The organism is Pseudomonas putida NBRC 14164, from assembly GCF_000412675.1.
Taxonomy (GTDB): Bacteria; Pseudomonadota; Gammaproteobacteria; order Pseudomonadales; family Pseudomonadaceae; genus Aquipseudomonas; species Aquipseudomonas putida.
This window is the reverse complement of record NC_021505.1, coordinates 771,914-786,612: the sequence shown is the minus strand read 5'-3', so window position 1 is coordinate 786,612 and position 14,699 is coordinate 771,914. Positions and strand designations below refer to the sequence as shown.

The 14,699-nt window shown below is 62.6% G+C and carries 14 protein-coding genes; 9 read left to right on the top strand and 5 right to left on the bottom strand.

Annotated features, from left to right (window positions below; all coding sequences use genetic code 11):
- Nucleotides 1–893: 893 nt before the first annotated feature.
- Entirely contained in the window at nucleotides 894–2,387 is a 1,494-nt protein-coding gene (locus tag PP4_RS03420; protein WP_016497893.1) for a CoA-acylating methylmalonate-semialdehyde dehydrogenase, read from the bottom strand.
- 77 nt (nucleotides 2,388–2,464) lie between these two features.
- Nucleotides 2,465–3,811, bottom strand: coding sequence for an aspartate aminotransferase family protein (locus PP4_RS03415; protein WP_016497892.1), 1,347 nt, complete (start codon nucleotides 3,809–3,811; stop codon nucleotides 2,465–2,467).
- Between the two features lie 115 nt (nucleotides 3,812–3,926).
- On the opposite strand from PP4_RS03415, the gene PP4_RS03410 reads away from it, so the two are divergent.
- The 5 genes from PP4_RS03410 to PP4_RS03390 all read left to right on the top strand — a co-directional run bounded on the left by PP4_RS03410 (nucleotide 3,927) and on the right by PP4_RS03390 (nucleotide 8,286).
- Nucleotides 3,927–4,847, top strand: coding sequence for a LysR family transcriptional regulator (locus PP4_RS03410; RefSeq protein ID WP_172488781.1), 921 nt, complete (start codon nucleotides 3,927–3,929; stop codon nucleotides 4,845–4,847).
- A gap of 90 nt (nucleotides 4,848–4,937) precedes the next feature.
- Nucleotides 4,938–5,600, top strand: a complete 663-nt coding sequence (locus PP4_RS03405) for a TetR/AcrR family transcriptional regulator (protein WP_016497890.1) — start codon at nucleotides 4,938–4,940, stop codon at nucleotides 5,598–5,600.
- Between the two features lie 9 nt (nucleotides 5,601–5,609).
- On the top strand, nucleotides 5,610–6,194 hold the full coding sequence (locus PP4_RS03400) for an IMPACT family protein (RefSeq protein WP_016497889.1): 585 nt from the start codon (nucleotides 5,610–5,612) through the stop codon (nucleotides 6,192–6,194).
- Nucleotides 6,195–6,565: 371 nt separating this feature from the next.
- Nucleotides 6,566–7,252 carry an SDR family oxidoreductase gene (locus tag PP4_RS03395; RefSeq protein ID WP_016497888.1) on the top strand — a complete coding sequence of 229 codons (687 nt, stop codon included), beginning with the start codon at nucleotides 6,566–6,568 and terminating at the stop codon, nucleotides 7,250–7,252.
- An 86-nt stretch (nucleotides 7,253–7,338) separates the two neighbouring features.
- Entirely contained in the window at nucleotides 7,339–8,286 is a 948-nt protein-coding gene (locus tag PP4_RS03390; RefSeq protein ID WP_016497887.1) for an adenosine deaminase, read from the top strand.
- A 19-nt stretch (nucleotides 8,287–8,305) separates the two neighbouring features.
- Here PP4_RS03390 and PP4_RS03385 read toward each other — a convergent pair whose 3' ends face one another.
- Complete coding sequence (locus PP4_RS03385; RefSeq protein WP_016497886.1) at nucleotides 8,306–9,019, bottom strand: ArsR/SmtB family transcription factor; 714 nt, start codon at nucleotides 9,017–9,019, stop codon at nucleotides 8,306–8,308.
- Nucleotides 9,020–9,505: 486 nt separating this feature from the next.
- Here PP4_RS03385 and PP4_RS29470 point away from each other — a divergent pair, with 486 nt between their 5' ends.
- The gene (locus PP4_RS29470) at nucleotides 9,506–9,703 is read left to right on the top strand and encodes a hypothetical protein (RefSeq protein ID WP_080642756.1); all 198 of its coding nucleotides are present in this window, start codon (nucleotides 9,506–9,508) and stop codon (nucleotides 9,701–9,703) included.
- Here PP4_RS29470 and PP4_RS03380 read toward each other — a convergent pair.
- Both PP4_RS03380 and PP4_RS03375 read right to left on the bottom strand, forming a co-directional pair.
- Nucleotides 9,654–10,835 (bottom strand): multidrug effflux MFS transporter, encoded by a 1,182-nt coding sequence (locus tag PP4_RS03380; RefSeq protein WP_016497885.1) that lies wholly within the window; start codon nucleotides 10,833–10,835, stop codon nucleotides 9,654–9,656. The genes PP4_RS29470 and PP4_RS03380 overlap by 50 nt on opposite strands.
- A 242-nt stretch (nucleotides 10,836–11,077) precedes the next feature.
- Complete coding sequence (locus PP4_RS03375; protein ID WP_016497884.1) at nucleotides 11,078–11,275, bottom strand: heavy-metal-associated domain-containing protein; 198 nt, start codon at nucleotides 11,273–11,275, stop codon at nucleotides 11,078–11,080.
- Nucleotides 11,276–11,420: 145 nt separating this feature from the next.
- Here PP4_RS03375 and PP4_RS03370 point away from each other — a divergent pair, with 145 nt between their 5' ends.
- From PP4_RS03370 to cueR, 3 genes are read left to right on the top strand one after another with little or no spacing between them, the layout of a single operon-like run.
- The gene (locus PP4_RS03370) at nucleotides 11,421–11,807 is read left to right on the top strand and encodes a hypothetical protein (RefSeq protein ID WP_016497883.1); all 387 of its coding nucleotides are present in this window, start codon (nucleotides 11,421–11,423) and stop codon (nucleotides 11,805–11,807) included.
- A 52-nt stretch (nucleotides 11,808–11,859) separates the two neighbouring features.
- Nucleotides 11,860–14,259, top strand: a complete 2,400-nt coding sequence (locus PP4_RS03365; RefSeq protein ID WP_016497882.1) for a heavy metal translocating P-type ATPase — start codon at nucleotides 11,860–11,862, stop codon at nucleotides 14,257–14,259.
- A complete protein-coding gene (cueR, locus tag PP4_RS03360; RefSeq protein ID WP_016497881.1) occupies nucleotides 14,256–14,666 on the top strand; it encodes a Cu(I)-responsive transcriptional regulator in 411 nt (136 codons plus the stop codon). The genes PP4_RS03365 and cueR overlap by 4 nt, the downstream gene beginning before the upstream one ends.
- Nucleotides 14,667–14,699: the final 33 nt, after the last annotated feature.

The following is a 14,699-nucleotide window of genomic DNA, read 5'->3' as shown; positions in this document are numbered from 1 at the left end:
CCCTAAACTTGGCTCAGCAATCTCAAATGACTATGTGATTTCTCGCATGGTCACTTGTGATGCTGATAATCTTTTTGACTATCAGTCCATACTCACAAGCACCCACACGAATTGCTTGATTCAATTTGTTAAAGAGCGTTTGGTTAAGAGCTTTTCGTCTCAACCGAGGCGCGCATTCTACGCTTTCCTCAGAGCCTGTCAAGCGTTTATTTTGAAGTTTTTTCCGAGAAACTCGTTTAGCCTCAAACACTTAACTCGCTGCGATCTCTCGTAGCGGGAGGTGAATCATACAGCGTTTAGAAGCGCTGTCAACCACCATTTCAACCGCTTGCGATCTTTCGATCGTAGCCCTTTCAGCAGCACCTTAACTATCTAACTCATTGAATCTCAAGGAGTTTGTCGTTCCGATGTCGCTGGAAGTGGGGCGCATTATAAGGGGATTCGGAAGGGCGTCAACCTTTAATTTCAAGAAACTGAAATATAAGCGGGAAATACCCTAGAAAGGCTAACAGGTGCCCGCCACAACACCTTCTGCGCCTATGAGATCGAGCGCCGCCCGCGCGACGCAAGGCCGCTCCCACATTTGTTTCGGGCCAGTTACTCCTGCCTCCTCCGCACTCGCACCCTGGGTGTATGGCTGGAGATTGCGGAGACGGGGCGGTGCAACCCTCGATATCGAATGGAACAAACAAGGGGTCGCGCGCCAATGGCACAAGCGGGATTGGCCCGAAACAGATGTGGGAGCGGCCTTGCGTCGCGATGCGCCGCGCGGGCGGCGCTCGATCTCACAGGCGCTGAAAGACCCAAGCCGAACACTGCTGAATCCCCAAGGCGAACACCCCCAAAAACAAAGCGGGGAGGCCTTTCGGCCTCCCCGCTTTTAGTTACCTGCCTTAAAGGCTAGGGAATGCAAACTGCGACGCTTCATGGCTGGCACGCTGCGGCCAGCGCTGGGTAATCGCCTTGCGACGGGTATAGAAGCGCACCCCGTCCGGGCCATAGGCATGCAGGTCACCGAACAGCGAACGCTTCCAGCCACCAAAGCTGTGATAAGCCACCGGCACCGGCAGTGGCACGTTCACACCTACCATGCCCACTTCGATCTCGTCGCAGAACAGGCGCGCCGCTTCACCGTCACGGGTGAAGATGCAGGTCCCGTTGCCATACTCGTGATCATTGATCAGCTGCATGGCCTGCTCCAGGCTGTTCACACGCACCACGCATAGCACCGGCCCGAAGATCTCTTCTTTATAGATACGCATCTCCGGGGTCACCTTGTCGAACAGGGTGCCACCCACGAAGTAGCCATCTTCATTACCGGCTACACGGAAGCCGCGGCCATCCACCACCAGCTTGGCGCCAGCAGCAACACCGTCATCGATGTAACCCACTACCTTGTCACGGGCAGCAGCCGTTACCAACGGGCCCATGTCCAGGCCGCACGAAGTGCCGGCACCAATCTTCAGTGCCTTGATCTGCGGTTCCAGCTTGGCAATCAGGGCATCGGCCACCTGGTCACCCACGCATACCGCCACCGAAATGGCCATGCAGCGCTCGCCGCACGAACCGTAGGCCGCGCCCATCAGTGCGCTGACGGCGTTGTCCAGGTCGGCATCCGGCATCAGTACCGCGTGGTTCTTCGCGCCACCCAAGGCTTGCACGCGCTTGCCACGCTTGGTGCCTTCGGCATAGATGTACTCGGCGATCGGCGTTGAACCGACAAAGCTCAGTGCTTTTACTTCTGGCGCTTCAATCAGTGCATCCACCGCTTCCTTGTCACCGTGCACCACGTTCAGGATGCCCTTCGGCAAGCCGGCTTCCAGCAGCAACTGGGCGATGTACAGGGTCGAGCTGGGGTCACGCTCGGACGGCTTGAGGATGAAAGCGTTGCCGCAGGCGATAGCCAGTGGGTACATCCACAGCGGCACCATGGCCGGGAAGTTGAACGGGGTAATGCCAGCGACCACGCCCAGCGGCTGGAAGTCGGACCAGGCATCGATGTTCGGGCCGACGTTGCGGCTGTACTCGCCTTTCAATACTTCTGGCGCTGCGCAGGCGAACTCGACGTTCTCGATGCCGCGCTTCAGTTCGCCGGCTGCGTCTTCCAAGGTCTTGCCATGCTCTTCGCTGATCATCTGCGAAATCTTGGCTTCGTTCTGCTCCAGCAGTTGCTTGAAGCGGAACATTACCTGGGCGCGCTTGGCCGGTGGGGTGTTGCGCCAGGCCGGGAAGGCCGCCTTGGCGGAGTCGATCGCTTCCTGCACAGTCGCGCGACTGGCCAGCTCGACCTTGCGTACAGCCTGGCCGGTGGACGGGTTGAAGACATCGGCGGTGCGCTCACCTTTGGAAACCAGCTCGCCATGGATCAGGTGCTGAACAATGCTCATGCAAAACTCCGGATATAGAAGGTAGAGGCAGGCGCGCTATCTATACATGCGCGCGCCTGGCATCGAAATCGGAAAGATCAGTCGATCAGGTTCAGGTTTTCGCCGACGGCGTCGAACAAGCGATCCAGTTCCTGCGGCGTGGTGTTGAACGTTGGGCCGAACTGCAGGGTGTCGCCACCGAAGCGTACATAGAAGCCTGCCTTCCACAATTTCATCGCCACTTCGTACGGGCGGACGATGGCATCACCGTCACGGGCGGCGATCTGGATGGCGCCGGCCAGGCCGTAGTTACGGATATCGACAACGTTCTTGGTGCCCTTCACGCCGTGCAGCAGCTTCTCGAAGTGCGGCGCCAGCTCGGCGGCGGACTGCACCAGGTTTTCCTTCTGCAGCAGGTCCAGCGCGGCGATACCGGCGGCGCAGGCCACCGGGTGGGCCGAATAGGTGTAGCCGTGCGGGAATTCCACGGCGTATTCCGGCGTCGGCTGGTTCATGAAGGTGTGGTAGATCTCACTGCTGGCAATCACCGCGCCCATCGGGATGGCGCCGTTGGTTACCTGCTTGGCGATGCACATCAGGTCCGGGGTGACGCCGAAGGCTTCAGCACCGGTCATCGCGCCCATGCGGCCAAAGCCGGTGATCACTTCGTCGAAGATCAGCAGGATGTTGTGCTGGGTGCAGATTTCACGCAGGCGCTTCAGGTAACCCTTAGGCGGCGGCAGTACACCGGCAGACCCCGCCAGCGGCTCGACGATCACCGCAGCGATGTTGGAGGCATCGTGCAGCTCGATCAGCTTGAGCATTTCGTCAGCCAGGGCAATACCGCCCTCCTCCGGCATGCCCTTGGAGAAGGCGTTCACCGGCAGCACGGTGTGAGGCAGGTGGTCGACATCCAGCAACTGGCCGAACATCTTGCGGTTACCGTTCACCCCACCCAGGCTGGTACCGGCGATGTTCACGCCATGGTAGCCGCGGGCACGGCCGATGATCTTGGTCTTGGTCGCCTGGCCTTTCAAGCGCCAGTAGGCACGCACCATCTTCAGCGCGGTGTCGGCGCACTCGGAACCGGAGTTGGTATAAAAGACGTGGTTCAGATCGCCTGGAACCAGATCAGCAATCTTTTCCGCCAGCTGGAACGACAGCGGATGGCCAAACTGGAACGCCGGGGAATAGTCCAGGGTACTCAGCTGACGGGTGACCGCATCGGTAATTTCCTTGCGGGTGTGCCCGGCGCCGCAGGTCCACAGGCCAGACAGCGCATCAAAGATCTTGCGCCCCTGGTCATCGACCAGGTAGTTGCCTTCGGCCGCCACGATCAACCGTGGGTCGCGGTGGAAGTTGCGGTTGGCGGTGTAAGGCATCCAGTGGGCATCCAGCTTGAGCTGGCTGGCGATACCGGCGGGAGCGGTTTCGGGCATGTTCATCGGCGGTTCCTCGAAAGACGATTAGGCAACGATGTATGTTGTTGCAGCTAAATTGGCACGGCGATAAAGTCTGAAAAAGCCAACATTTCTAATCTTCAGACAGGCCGTGACTAAACTGATGAGCCGACGCCCCGATCCACTCGCCCAAGTCAGCGATTTCGACATCCGCCTGCTGAAGATCTACCGCAGCGTGGTCGAGTGCGGTGGCTTTTCGGCCGCCGAGAACGTGCTGGGCATTGGCCGCTCGGCCATCAGCCAGCAAATGAACGACCTGGAGCAACGCCTTGGCCTGCGCCTGTGCCAACGTGGCCGCGCCGGTTTCTCGCTGACCGAGGAAGGCCGCGAGGTCTACCATTCGGCACTGCAACTGCTCAGCGCCCTGGAAAGTTTCCGCACCGAGGTCAACGGCCTGCACCAGCACTTGCGTGGCGAGTTGAACATTGGCCTGACCGACAACCTGGTCACCCTGCCGCACATGCGCATCACCCATGCCCTGGCCGAACTCAAGGACCGCGGGCCCGATGTGCGTATACAGATCCGCATGATCGCCCCCAGCCAGGTCGAACACGGCGTGCTCGACGGCAGCCTGCATGTTGGTGTGGTACCTCAGACCAGCCCGCTGTCGGGCCTTGAGTACCAGCCGTTGTACAGCGAACGCTCGCTGTTGTACTGCGCGGTCGGCCACCCGCTGTTCTATGCCGATGACCAGCAGGTCGACGACGACCGCCTCAACAGCCAGGAAGCCATCACCCCCACATTCCGCCTGCCCGCCGACATCCAGGCCCATTACCAGGCGCTGAACTGCACGGCCAGTGCTTCGGACCGCGAAGGCATGGCGTTTCTCATCCTCACCGGGCGCTACATTGGCTACCTGCCCGACCACTACGCCACGTTGTGGGTGCAGCAAGGCCGCTTGCGCGCCCTCAAGCCCCAACAGCGCTTCTATGACCTGAGCCTGAGCTGGGTAACGCGTAAGGGCAGGCGGCCCAATCTGGTACTGGAAAGCTTCCTCGACAGCCTGGCTGCGACACGTTGATGCCAGTCTGTGCCGCAAACGCTTGTCACTTCGGCGCAGGCAGGTAATCTTGTCCGACAGCCGCAGCCACTGACCCGTACGGAATCGTCCATGACCCTAGAAGTCCCTGCGCACCGCCTCTCCGCCTCGGGCAAGCCCGCGGGCCGCATCCGCCAGAAAAACGAACAGGCCATTATCCAGGCCGCCGAGGACGAGTTCGCTCGCCATGGGTTCAAGGGCACCAGCATGAACACCATCGCCCTGAAGGCGGAATTGCCCAAGGCCAACCTGCACTACTACTTCACCAACAAGCTGGGCCTGTACATTGCCGTGCTCAGCAACATCATCGAGTTGTGGGACAGTACCTTCAACGCCTTGAGCGTCGAGGACGACCCCGGTGAAGCGCTGAGCCAGTACATCCGCACCAAGATGGAGTTCTCGCGCCGCAACCCGCAGGCCTCGCGGATTTTCGCCATGGAAGTAATCAGCGGTGGCACCTGCCTGACCGAATATTTCAGTGCTGACTACCGCGAGTGGTTCCGCGGCCGGGCTGCCGTGTTCCAGGCCTGGATCGAAGCCGGCAAGATGGACCCGGTCGACCCGGTGCACCTGATCTTCCTGCTTTGGGGCAGCACCCAGCACTACGCCGACTTCGCTACCCAGATCTGCCAGGTTACCGGCCGCAGCCGCCTGACCAAGCAGGACATGGAAGACGCAAGCAACAACCTTATCCACATCATTCTGAAAGGCTGCGGCATCAAGCCCGCTGTGTAACCGTCATTTATGCCTTCTACCCTGCTCGACCTCTGCGAATACCGCGAGGACATCCGCAAGAGCCGCTTCATCACCCTCGCCGGGCCGATCAGCAGTGCCGCCGATGCGATGAGCTTTATCGAACGCCACAGCGACCTGGCCGCCACCCACAACTGCTGGGCCTGGAAGCTCGGCGGGCAGTACCGCAGCAACGATGACGGCGAACCCGGCGGCACCGCAGGCCGGCCGATCCTGGCAGCCATCGAAGCGCAGGACTGCGACCAGGTCGTGGTGCTGGTGATCCGCTGGTACGGCGGTATCCAGCTGGGTACCGGCGGCCTGGCGAGGGCCTATGGCGGCGGCGCCAACAAGTGCCTGCAACAGGCACCCAAGCGGCTGCTGGTGCAGCGCAGCGAATTCACCTGCAGCTGCAGTTTCAGCGAACTTGCGTTGGTTAAACTGCGGCTGGCGGAGGTGGACGGCCTGGTACTGGATGAACAGTTCACCGCCAATGGCGTAGACCTGCTGATCGCGCTTGGTGATGCCCACAGGGCGCCACTGCAGCAGCAACTGGCCGACCTGAGCCGCGGGCGCATCCTGCTCGAAGCATGCTGAACATTGCCCACAACAACTGTGGGCCCGCCTGTGGATAAGCTTGGGGCAGTCGCTTGCAAGCTACTGTTTTCATGGCCTCCAGAGCTTTGATCATATTTTGATCACTGTTTGATGACAGCCGCAAACTGCTGAAAGCTCACGAGTTATCCCCAACACGCGGCCAGGCGGGGCGCCTTGCAAGGTCGTAGGCTTGCACACAATAACTGTGGATCAGCCTGTGGATAACCCGTGCGCCAACAGGCGAAGCGCCCGGCCGGGCAAGGCCCCGGCGCAGTTGATCGTTTTTTATACAGCCAACGGCAAGGCAGTGAGTGCCGCTGTGGATTATTCTCAACTACCTTTCTCTTTCACCGACCACGGAGCGCGTTCACATGGCTAATGCAAAAACCGCACTTATCATCGGCGCCTCGCGCGGGCTTGGCCTGGGCCTGGTGCAACGCCTGAACGAAGACGGCTGGAATATCGTTGCCACCGTGCGCAACCCCCAGCAACCCGGTGCCCTGGCGGACGTGCCCGGCGTGCGCATCGAACAGCTGGAAATGAACGACACCGCCCAACTCGATGGGCTGAAACAACGCCTGCAAGGCCAGGTGTTCGACCTGGTATTCGTCAATGCGGGCGTCATGGGCCCCCTGCCGCAAGACCTGGAGACGGTTCAGAACAAGGACATCGGCGACCTGTTCATGACCAATGCCGTGTCGCCCATCCGCGTGGCCCGCCGCCTGGTCGGCCAGGTGCGCGAGGGCAGCGGCGTGCTGGCCTTCATGAGTTCGATCCTGGGCAGCGTAACCATCCCCGACGGGGGCGAAATTTGCCTGTACAAGGCCAGCAAGGCAGCGCTCAACTCGATGATCAACAGCTTCGTGGTTGAACAACAGCGCCCCGACCTGTGCGTGCTGGCCATGCACCCGGGCTGGGTGAAAACCGACATGGGCGGCGAAAACGCCGAAATCGACGTGTTCACCAGCACCCGCGGCATGCTCGACCAGATCAACGCACAAAGCGGCAACGGCGGCCTGCGCTTCATCAACTACAAGGGCGAACCCTTGGTCTGGTGATCCACCGGGTCGCAGCCTGGCCGGGCGCAATGCCCGGCCAGGCCCTGTAGAATGGCGGCAACCGTACCTGATTGAGATGCCCCACTATGTATGACTGGTTGAACGCCCTGCCCAAGGCCGAACTGCACCTGCACCTGGAAGGCTCGCTGGAGCCCGAGCTGCTGTTCGCCCTGGCCGAGCGCAACAAGATCGCCCTGCCCTGGGCCGATGTGGAGACCCTGCGCGGTGCCTATGCCTTCAACAACCTGCAGGAGTTCCTCGACCTGTATTACCAGGGCGCGGATGTGCTGCGTACCGAGCAGGACTTCTACGACCTGACCTGGGCCTACCTGCAACGCTGCAAAGCCCAGAACGTGATCCACACCGAACCGTTCTTTGACCCGCAAACCCACACCGACCGCGGCATCCCTTTCGAAGTGGTGCTCAATGGCATCAACCAGGCGCTGAACGACGGCCGCAAGCAACTGGGCATCAGCAGTGGCCTGATCCTCAGCTTCCTGCGCCACCTCAGTGAAGAGGAAGCGCAAAAAACCCTCGACCAGGCCCTGCCGTTCCGCGACGCGTTCATCGCCGTCGGCCTGGACAGCTCGGAAATGGGTCACCCGCCAAGCAAGTTCAAGCGCGTGTTCGACCGGGCCCGCAGCGAAGGCTTTGTTGCCGTTGCCCATGCCGGCGAAGAAGGCCCGCCCGAGTACATCTGGGAAGCGCTCGACCTGTTGCAGATCAAGCGTATCGACCACGGCGTACGCGCCATCGAGGACGAGCGCCTGATGCAACGCATCATCGATGAGCAGATCCCGCTCACCGTGTGCCCGCTGTCCAACACCAAGCTCTGCGTGTTCGACCACATGAGCCGGCACAACATCCTGGACATGCTCGAACGCGGCGTGAAGGTTACGGTCAACTCGGACGACCCGGCCTACTTCGGCGGCTACGTGACGGAAAACTTCCACGCCCTGCACACCCACCTGGGCATGACCGAAGACCAGGCCCGTCGGCTGGCGCAGAACAGCCTGGATGCCCGGCTGGTCTGATTGACCGACGCCGTTGCGCTCAGCCGACCTGCAACGTCGCCACGCGGGCTATGCGATTGATCTGCTGGATACCCAGCGCCGAGATATGCAATGCCCGCGTGTCCTCGGCCTCGCGCATCCAGCCAGATTGCAGAAACAGCCTGAACAAGGCCTGGCCCAGTACGCCACCCAGGTGCGGGGCCTGATCGTTCCACTCGGTGCAACGGCAGATCACGCAACCACGTTGCTGGTGTGGCGCCAGGGCATCGATGTAGACCCCGAAAAGCGCCAACTGCGCCCGCCCCTCGTCACTTACCATCAACTGTCGGCCGCTGCCTTCCAGCCAGCCGGCCACCACCACGCGATGGTACAGCTCACTGGCCAGCTCCCCACCCAGGTGATCGCCACAACGACGTGCGCGGCGCATCGACATGGGCAACGGTGATACCGGCGCCTTGGCCTGCTCCCCCCTGGCGCCCTCCAGCTGGACGCTGGCCAAGGCCTCCACGGCGGCCCCGACCTGCGGTGTCGCCAGGCGGAAATAGCGCTTGCGGCCACGTGCTTCATGCCTGAGCAACCCGGCCGACGACAGCAACGAAAGGTGCGCGCAGGCCGATGACGAAGTCAGGCCGGTCATTATCGCGAGCTCATTGGCCAGGCGTGGCGTGCCGTCGATCAATGCCCACAACATGGCACTGCGCTTCGGGTCGGCCATCAGGCTGGCAATCTGGCTGATACTGCTGGCTGCGTTCATATCCCTGTAACTCCCTGCAAGTTCACGGTGTGGATGCGATGGGCCAACCCTGGCAGGGAAGCACCTCTCGCTGTCACTGGCCTGGGTCGCCAGTATAGGCCGCAGCAAACGCCGTTCAGACGCTCACCTGCCGACATACCTGCGGCGAAAAAACACTGGGTATGCCTACCCTTCAAACAGTGAAACAGCCTCGGAAAACTGCCCGGAACCCGGTCAACCAAAGGTCCGATATACGCGTACAGCGGCGTAGAAACATCTTGATGAAAAAAGACCGGCTGCAATTTCAGATACGGCCCACAGCCATGTTCCGCAAATAGCGCGCAACGAAGCGAAGGTTCTGCGGGTTTGCGGGCATTACGCCCAAAGCGGGAAACAGGGAGAGGAAATGCGCCTGTCGACCGTCAGTCAGGACACTGATGCAGCCCGTGGCAGCCACGAGGGGCGGCGCTACACTTGAGCGGCTCCCCCTTCTGGAGGTTTGCCGCGATGAAAATTGTCGTCAGTGCATCGAGCCGAAACCCTGCCTGCCCCTGGCAGGTCCAGCTCGATCAACACGTGGTCAGTTTCCGCAGCGAGGCCGAGGCGCGGGCCTTCGTCGCCACGCTCGAAACCCGCCTGCAGGCACCTCACCCGCTTATGCGGGACGCCTGGCCTGCAAGCGTCGGGTCAGCAGCGCGACACTGACCGCCAGTGCACCGCACAAGCTGATCACCGTCGCCATCGGCACCGCACTGCCATCATGCAGCAGGCCGACCAGCGCCGCCGCACCTGCGGCGACGCTGAACTGCAGGCAGCCCATCAGTGCCGAGGCGCTGCCAGCGCGTGCGCCCTGCCCGCTCATGGCGCAGGCAGAGGCGTTGGGGATGATGCAGCCCAGGCTGGCGATGCAGATGAACAGCGGTACCAGCAGCGGCCACAACTGTGTCGGCTGCAAGGCTGCCACGCCCAACAGCGCCAGGCCTGCCGCCAGGTACACCCACACCCCGCGCGCCAGCAGGAACGCCGGGCCACGCTTGGCCAGTAGACGTGCATTCACCTGTGCCACCAGGATGAAGCCGGCGGCGTTGGTACCGAACAGCCACCCGTAGTGCTCGGCCGGCACGTCATAGAGCTTGATGAACACGAAAGGCGAACCGGCGATGTAGGCAAACATGCCGGCAATGGCGATACCACCGGTCAAGGCATGGCCAAGGAACACCCGGTCTGCAAGCAAACGCAGGTATTGGCGCAAAGCGCCAGACAGCGGCTGACGCGGCATGTGCTCAGGCAGGCTTTCCGGCAGGCCAAGGCTGACCGCCAGCAGGCAGCCGGCACTGAACAGGCTCAAGGCCAGGAAGATCGACTGCCAGCCTGCCAGGTTCACCAGCACCCCGCCCAGCATCGGTGCCAGGATCGGCGCCAGGCCCATGACCAGCATCAGTTGCGAAAACACCTTGGCCGAGGCCACCGGGTCGCACTTGTCGCTGACGATGGCCCGCGACAGCACCATGCCGGCACAACCGCCCAGTGCCTGGACGAAGCGCGCCAGTACCAGGGTGTCGAGGTTGGGGGCGTAGGCACAGGCCAGCGACGCCAAGGTGAACAGGGTCACCCCGAACATCAGCGGTATGCGCCGGCCAAAGCGGTCGGCTACCGGGCCATAGGCCAACTGGCCGATGGACAGGCCGAGGAAGTAGGCGGCCAAAGTGGCCTGGATGTGTTTTTCATCGGTGGCGAACGCCTGCGCCATGGCCGGGAAGGCGGGCAGGTAGAAGTCGATCGCCAAGGGCCCGAACGCACTGAGTGCGCCCAGGATGAGCACCATTCGCAGGTTCATCAGGAATCCATAGCAGGCTAAGCAAGTGATTGATTCTACCTGCTGTGGCCACTATCGGTATGAAAACATTTGCAACAAACCTGGGCCTTGCGGGGACAACTGCCTGGCTCGAAACCTGAAAATTGCCGTGGTCCCTCTGGGGGCGGGCGTGCCCGCGAATCAGGCAACGCGGTGGATGGCACCGGCTACGCGTATTCGCGGGCACGCCCGCTCCCACAGGTGAGTCTCCCACTGCCAAGTCTTCAGGCGAGTTCGGCCTGATAACCTTCATCACGAATGGCCGTAAGGATCTGCTCCTGCCCCAGTTCACTCTGCACCCGTACCTGCCTGGCTGCCAGGTCGATCTCGACCTTGGCCGCTGCATCCTGCTCCTGCACCGCGCGGGTCACGGCTTTCACGCAATGGCCGCAGGTCATGCCTTGTACATTGAACACTTGCATGGGGGTTGCCTCCTTCAGGTTTTCAACGAGTCTCAAGCTTGCCATCGGGGCAAGGTCAAGACCTGCCAGCAACACCTGGGGTGGAAATCCGCGCCCGCGTCGGCCAAGCTTCGCGTTTGACGATCAGGCAAGCAGGAGACTTTTCATGTTCAGGGCAGCATTGGGCGTCGTCGGGCTATTGAGCGCGCTGGCTGCGGTGCCACCGGCCAGTGCCGAGGGCAATTCGGACTACAGCGTACTGATCATTTCCCGGGAACGCCTGGAAGTGGCCACCAACTGCGAAATTGGCGTCTACCTCAACGATCAGCTTTCCGGGCGTGTGTTCCAGGAGCAATCCACCTCGTTCAACCTGCCGCCCGGCCCGGTGGATGTGCGCCTGCGCCTTTTGCCAGGGCAGATGCCAGGCTGCGCAGCGGGCGTCGAAGACCAACGCAGCACACGCTTGAACCTGCAGGCGGGCCAGATCAACAAATACCGCATCGCCATGGGGCATTATGGGCTGGAGTTGAAGCGAGCCGGCCTGGGCTATTGACCTTACCTGCATGGCAAGGTTGATGCTGGAGGCCTGTCCAAGGAGGAGAGCCATGCCCGCATCCACCACGTATGACCTGCCGATCTCCGGCATGACCTGCGCCAGCTGTGCCGGCCGGGTCGAACGCGCCTTGCGCAAGGTCACCGGCGCTGAACAGGTCAGCGTCAACCTCGCCACCGAACAGGCCCGGGTCCAGGCCCCGGCCAACAGCCTGCCCGCCCTGGTCGATGCCGTGCGCGAAGCCGGCTACGGCGTGCCCACCCGTACCGTCGAACTGCAGATTGGCGGCATGACCTGCGCCAGCTGCGTCGGCCGCGTAGAGCGCGCCTTGGGGAAGCTGCCGGGTGTTGAGCAGGTCAGCGTCAACCTTGCCAGCGAACGCGCGCACCTTGAAGTGCTGGCAGCCGTTGATGACAACCTGCTGATCGACACCGTGCACAAGGCCGGCTACAGCGCCAGCCTGCCGCAAACGGCAAACGGCGACCAAAGCGCTGCCCAGCGCCGCCTGCGCAACGAGCGCCTGGCGGTCGGCGCAGCCTTGCTGTTGGCCCTGCCACTGGTATTGCCGATGCTGGTGCAGCCATTCGGCCTGCACTGGATGTTGCCTGCATGGGCGCAGTTCCTGCTGGCCACACCGGTGCAGTTCATTCTTGGCGCCCGCTTCTACGTAGCCGCCTGGAAGGCCGTGCGCGCCGGTGCCGGCAACATGGACCTGCTGGTGGCGCTAGGCACCAGCGCTGGCTACGGCTTGAGCCTGTACCAGTGGGCGCAGGCCCCTGCCGGCATGGCCCCACACCTGTACTTTGAAGCCTCGGCCGTGGTGATTGCCCTGGTGTTGCTGGGCAAGTACCTGGAAAGCCGTGCCAAGCGCCAGACCGCCAGCGCCATTCGCGCCCTTGAGGCACTGCGCCCGGAACGCGCCCTGCGTGTAGTCGACGGCCAGGAGCAAGACGTGGCCATCGCGCAGTTGCGCCTGGGCGACCTGGTGCTGGTCAAGCCCGGCGAGCGTTTCCCGGTAGACGGTGTGGTCGAAGACGGCAGCAGCCATGCCGATGAAGCCCTGATCAGCGGCGAGAGCCTGCCGGTGCCCAAGCAACCCGGCGACAGTGTTACCGGTGGTGCCATCAATGGCGAAGGCCGATTGCTGGTGCGCACCCAGGCGCTGGGCACCGAAACCGTGCTGGCCCGTATCATCCGCCTGGTGGAAGACGCCCAGGCCGCCAAGGCGCCGATCCAGAAGCTGGTCGACCGGGTCAGCCAAGTGTTTGTCCCGGCCGTGCTGGTACTGGCCCTGATCACCCTGATCGGCTGGTGGCTGGCCGGCGCACCGTTGGAAACCGCACTGATCAACGCCGTTGCCGTGTTGGTCATCGCCTGCCCCTGTGCCCTCGGCCTGGCCACGCCTGCAGCAATCATGGCCGGCACCGGGGTTGCCGCCCGCCACGGTATCCTGATCAAGGACGCCGAAGCCCTGGAGCGTGCCCATGCGGTCAACCGCGTGGTCTTCGACAAGACCGGCACGCTGACCTCTGGCAGCCCGCGGGTTGTCCACAGCCAGGCGCAATTGGGCAACAGCGCCGACCTGCACCGCCTGGCCGGCGCCCTGCAGCGCGGCAGTGAGCACCCACTGGCCAAGGCGGTGCTGGATGCCTGCGCCGAACAGAAGCTGGACGTGCCAAGCGTTACCGACAGCCAGTCGCTGACCGGGCGCGGCATCGCCGGATGTGTAGAGGGCCGCGAGTTGGCCCTGGGCAACCGCCGCCTGCTCGACGAAAGCGCCCTGCAACCTGGTGACCTGGCCGCCAAGGCCCAGGCCTGGGAAGCCGAGGGGCGCACCCTGTCGTGGCTGATCGAACGCGGCACGCAACCCCGTGTGCTGGGCCTGTTCGCCTTTGGTGACAGCCTCAAGCCCGGCGCCGCGCAAGCCATAAATACCCTGCACGCACAGCACATCAGCAGCCACCTGCTGACCGGCGACAACCGCGGCAGCGCCAAAGTGGTGGCCGACGCCCTGGGCATCGACGATGTGCATGCCGAAGTGCTGCCGGCCGACAAGGCCGCCACCGTGGCCGCGCTCAAGCTGGATGGCGTGGTCGCCATGGTTGGCGATGGCATCAACGACGCCCCGGCCCTGGCGGCAGCCGATATCGGCATTGCCATGGGTGGCGGCACCGACGTGGCCATGCAGGCCGCCGGCATCACCCTGATGCGTGGCGACCCGCGCCTGGTGCCGGCGGCCCTGGAAATCAGCCGCAAGACCTACGCCAAAATCCGCCAGAACCTGTTCTGGGCGTTCATCTATAACCTGATCGGCATCCCGCTGGCCGCGCTGGGTTACCTCAACCCGGTACTGGCCGGCGCCGCCATGGCCCTGTCCAGCGTCAGCGTGGTCAGCAACGCGCTGTGGCTCAAGGCGTGGAAACCCACCAGCACCAACGAGGAAGCGCCATGAACATCGGCCAGGCCGCCCGCCGCAGCGGGCTTAGCACCAAGATGATCCGTTATTACGAATCCATCGGCCTGCTCAAACCTGCCACGCGCAGCGACAGCGGCTACCGCCTGTACCAGGCAGAAGACTTGCACAGCCTGGCCTTCATCAAGCGCTCCCGCGACCTGGGCTTTTCCCTGGAAGAGGTCGGCAAGCTGCTGACCCTGTGGCAAGACCGCCAGCGTGCCAGCGCCGATGTGAAGGCGCTGGCCATGCAGCACATCGATGAACTGAACCGGCGTATCGAGGAACTGGTGAGCCTGCGCGACACCCTTGGCGAGCTGGTTTCGCATTGCCAGGGGGACGACCGCCCGGACTGCCCGATCCTCAAGGACCTGGCCAACGGTGCCGCTGGAAGTTGCTGTCACTGATCGGTCACCCGCGTTTGGTATGCCAAAAGCGTC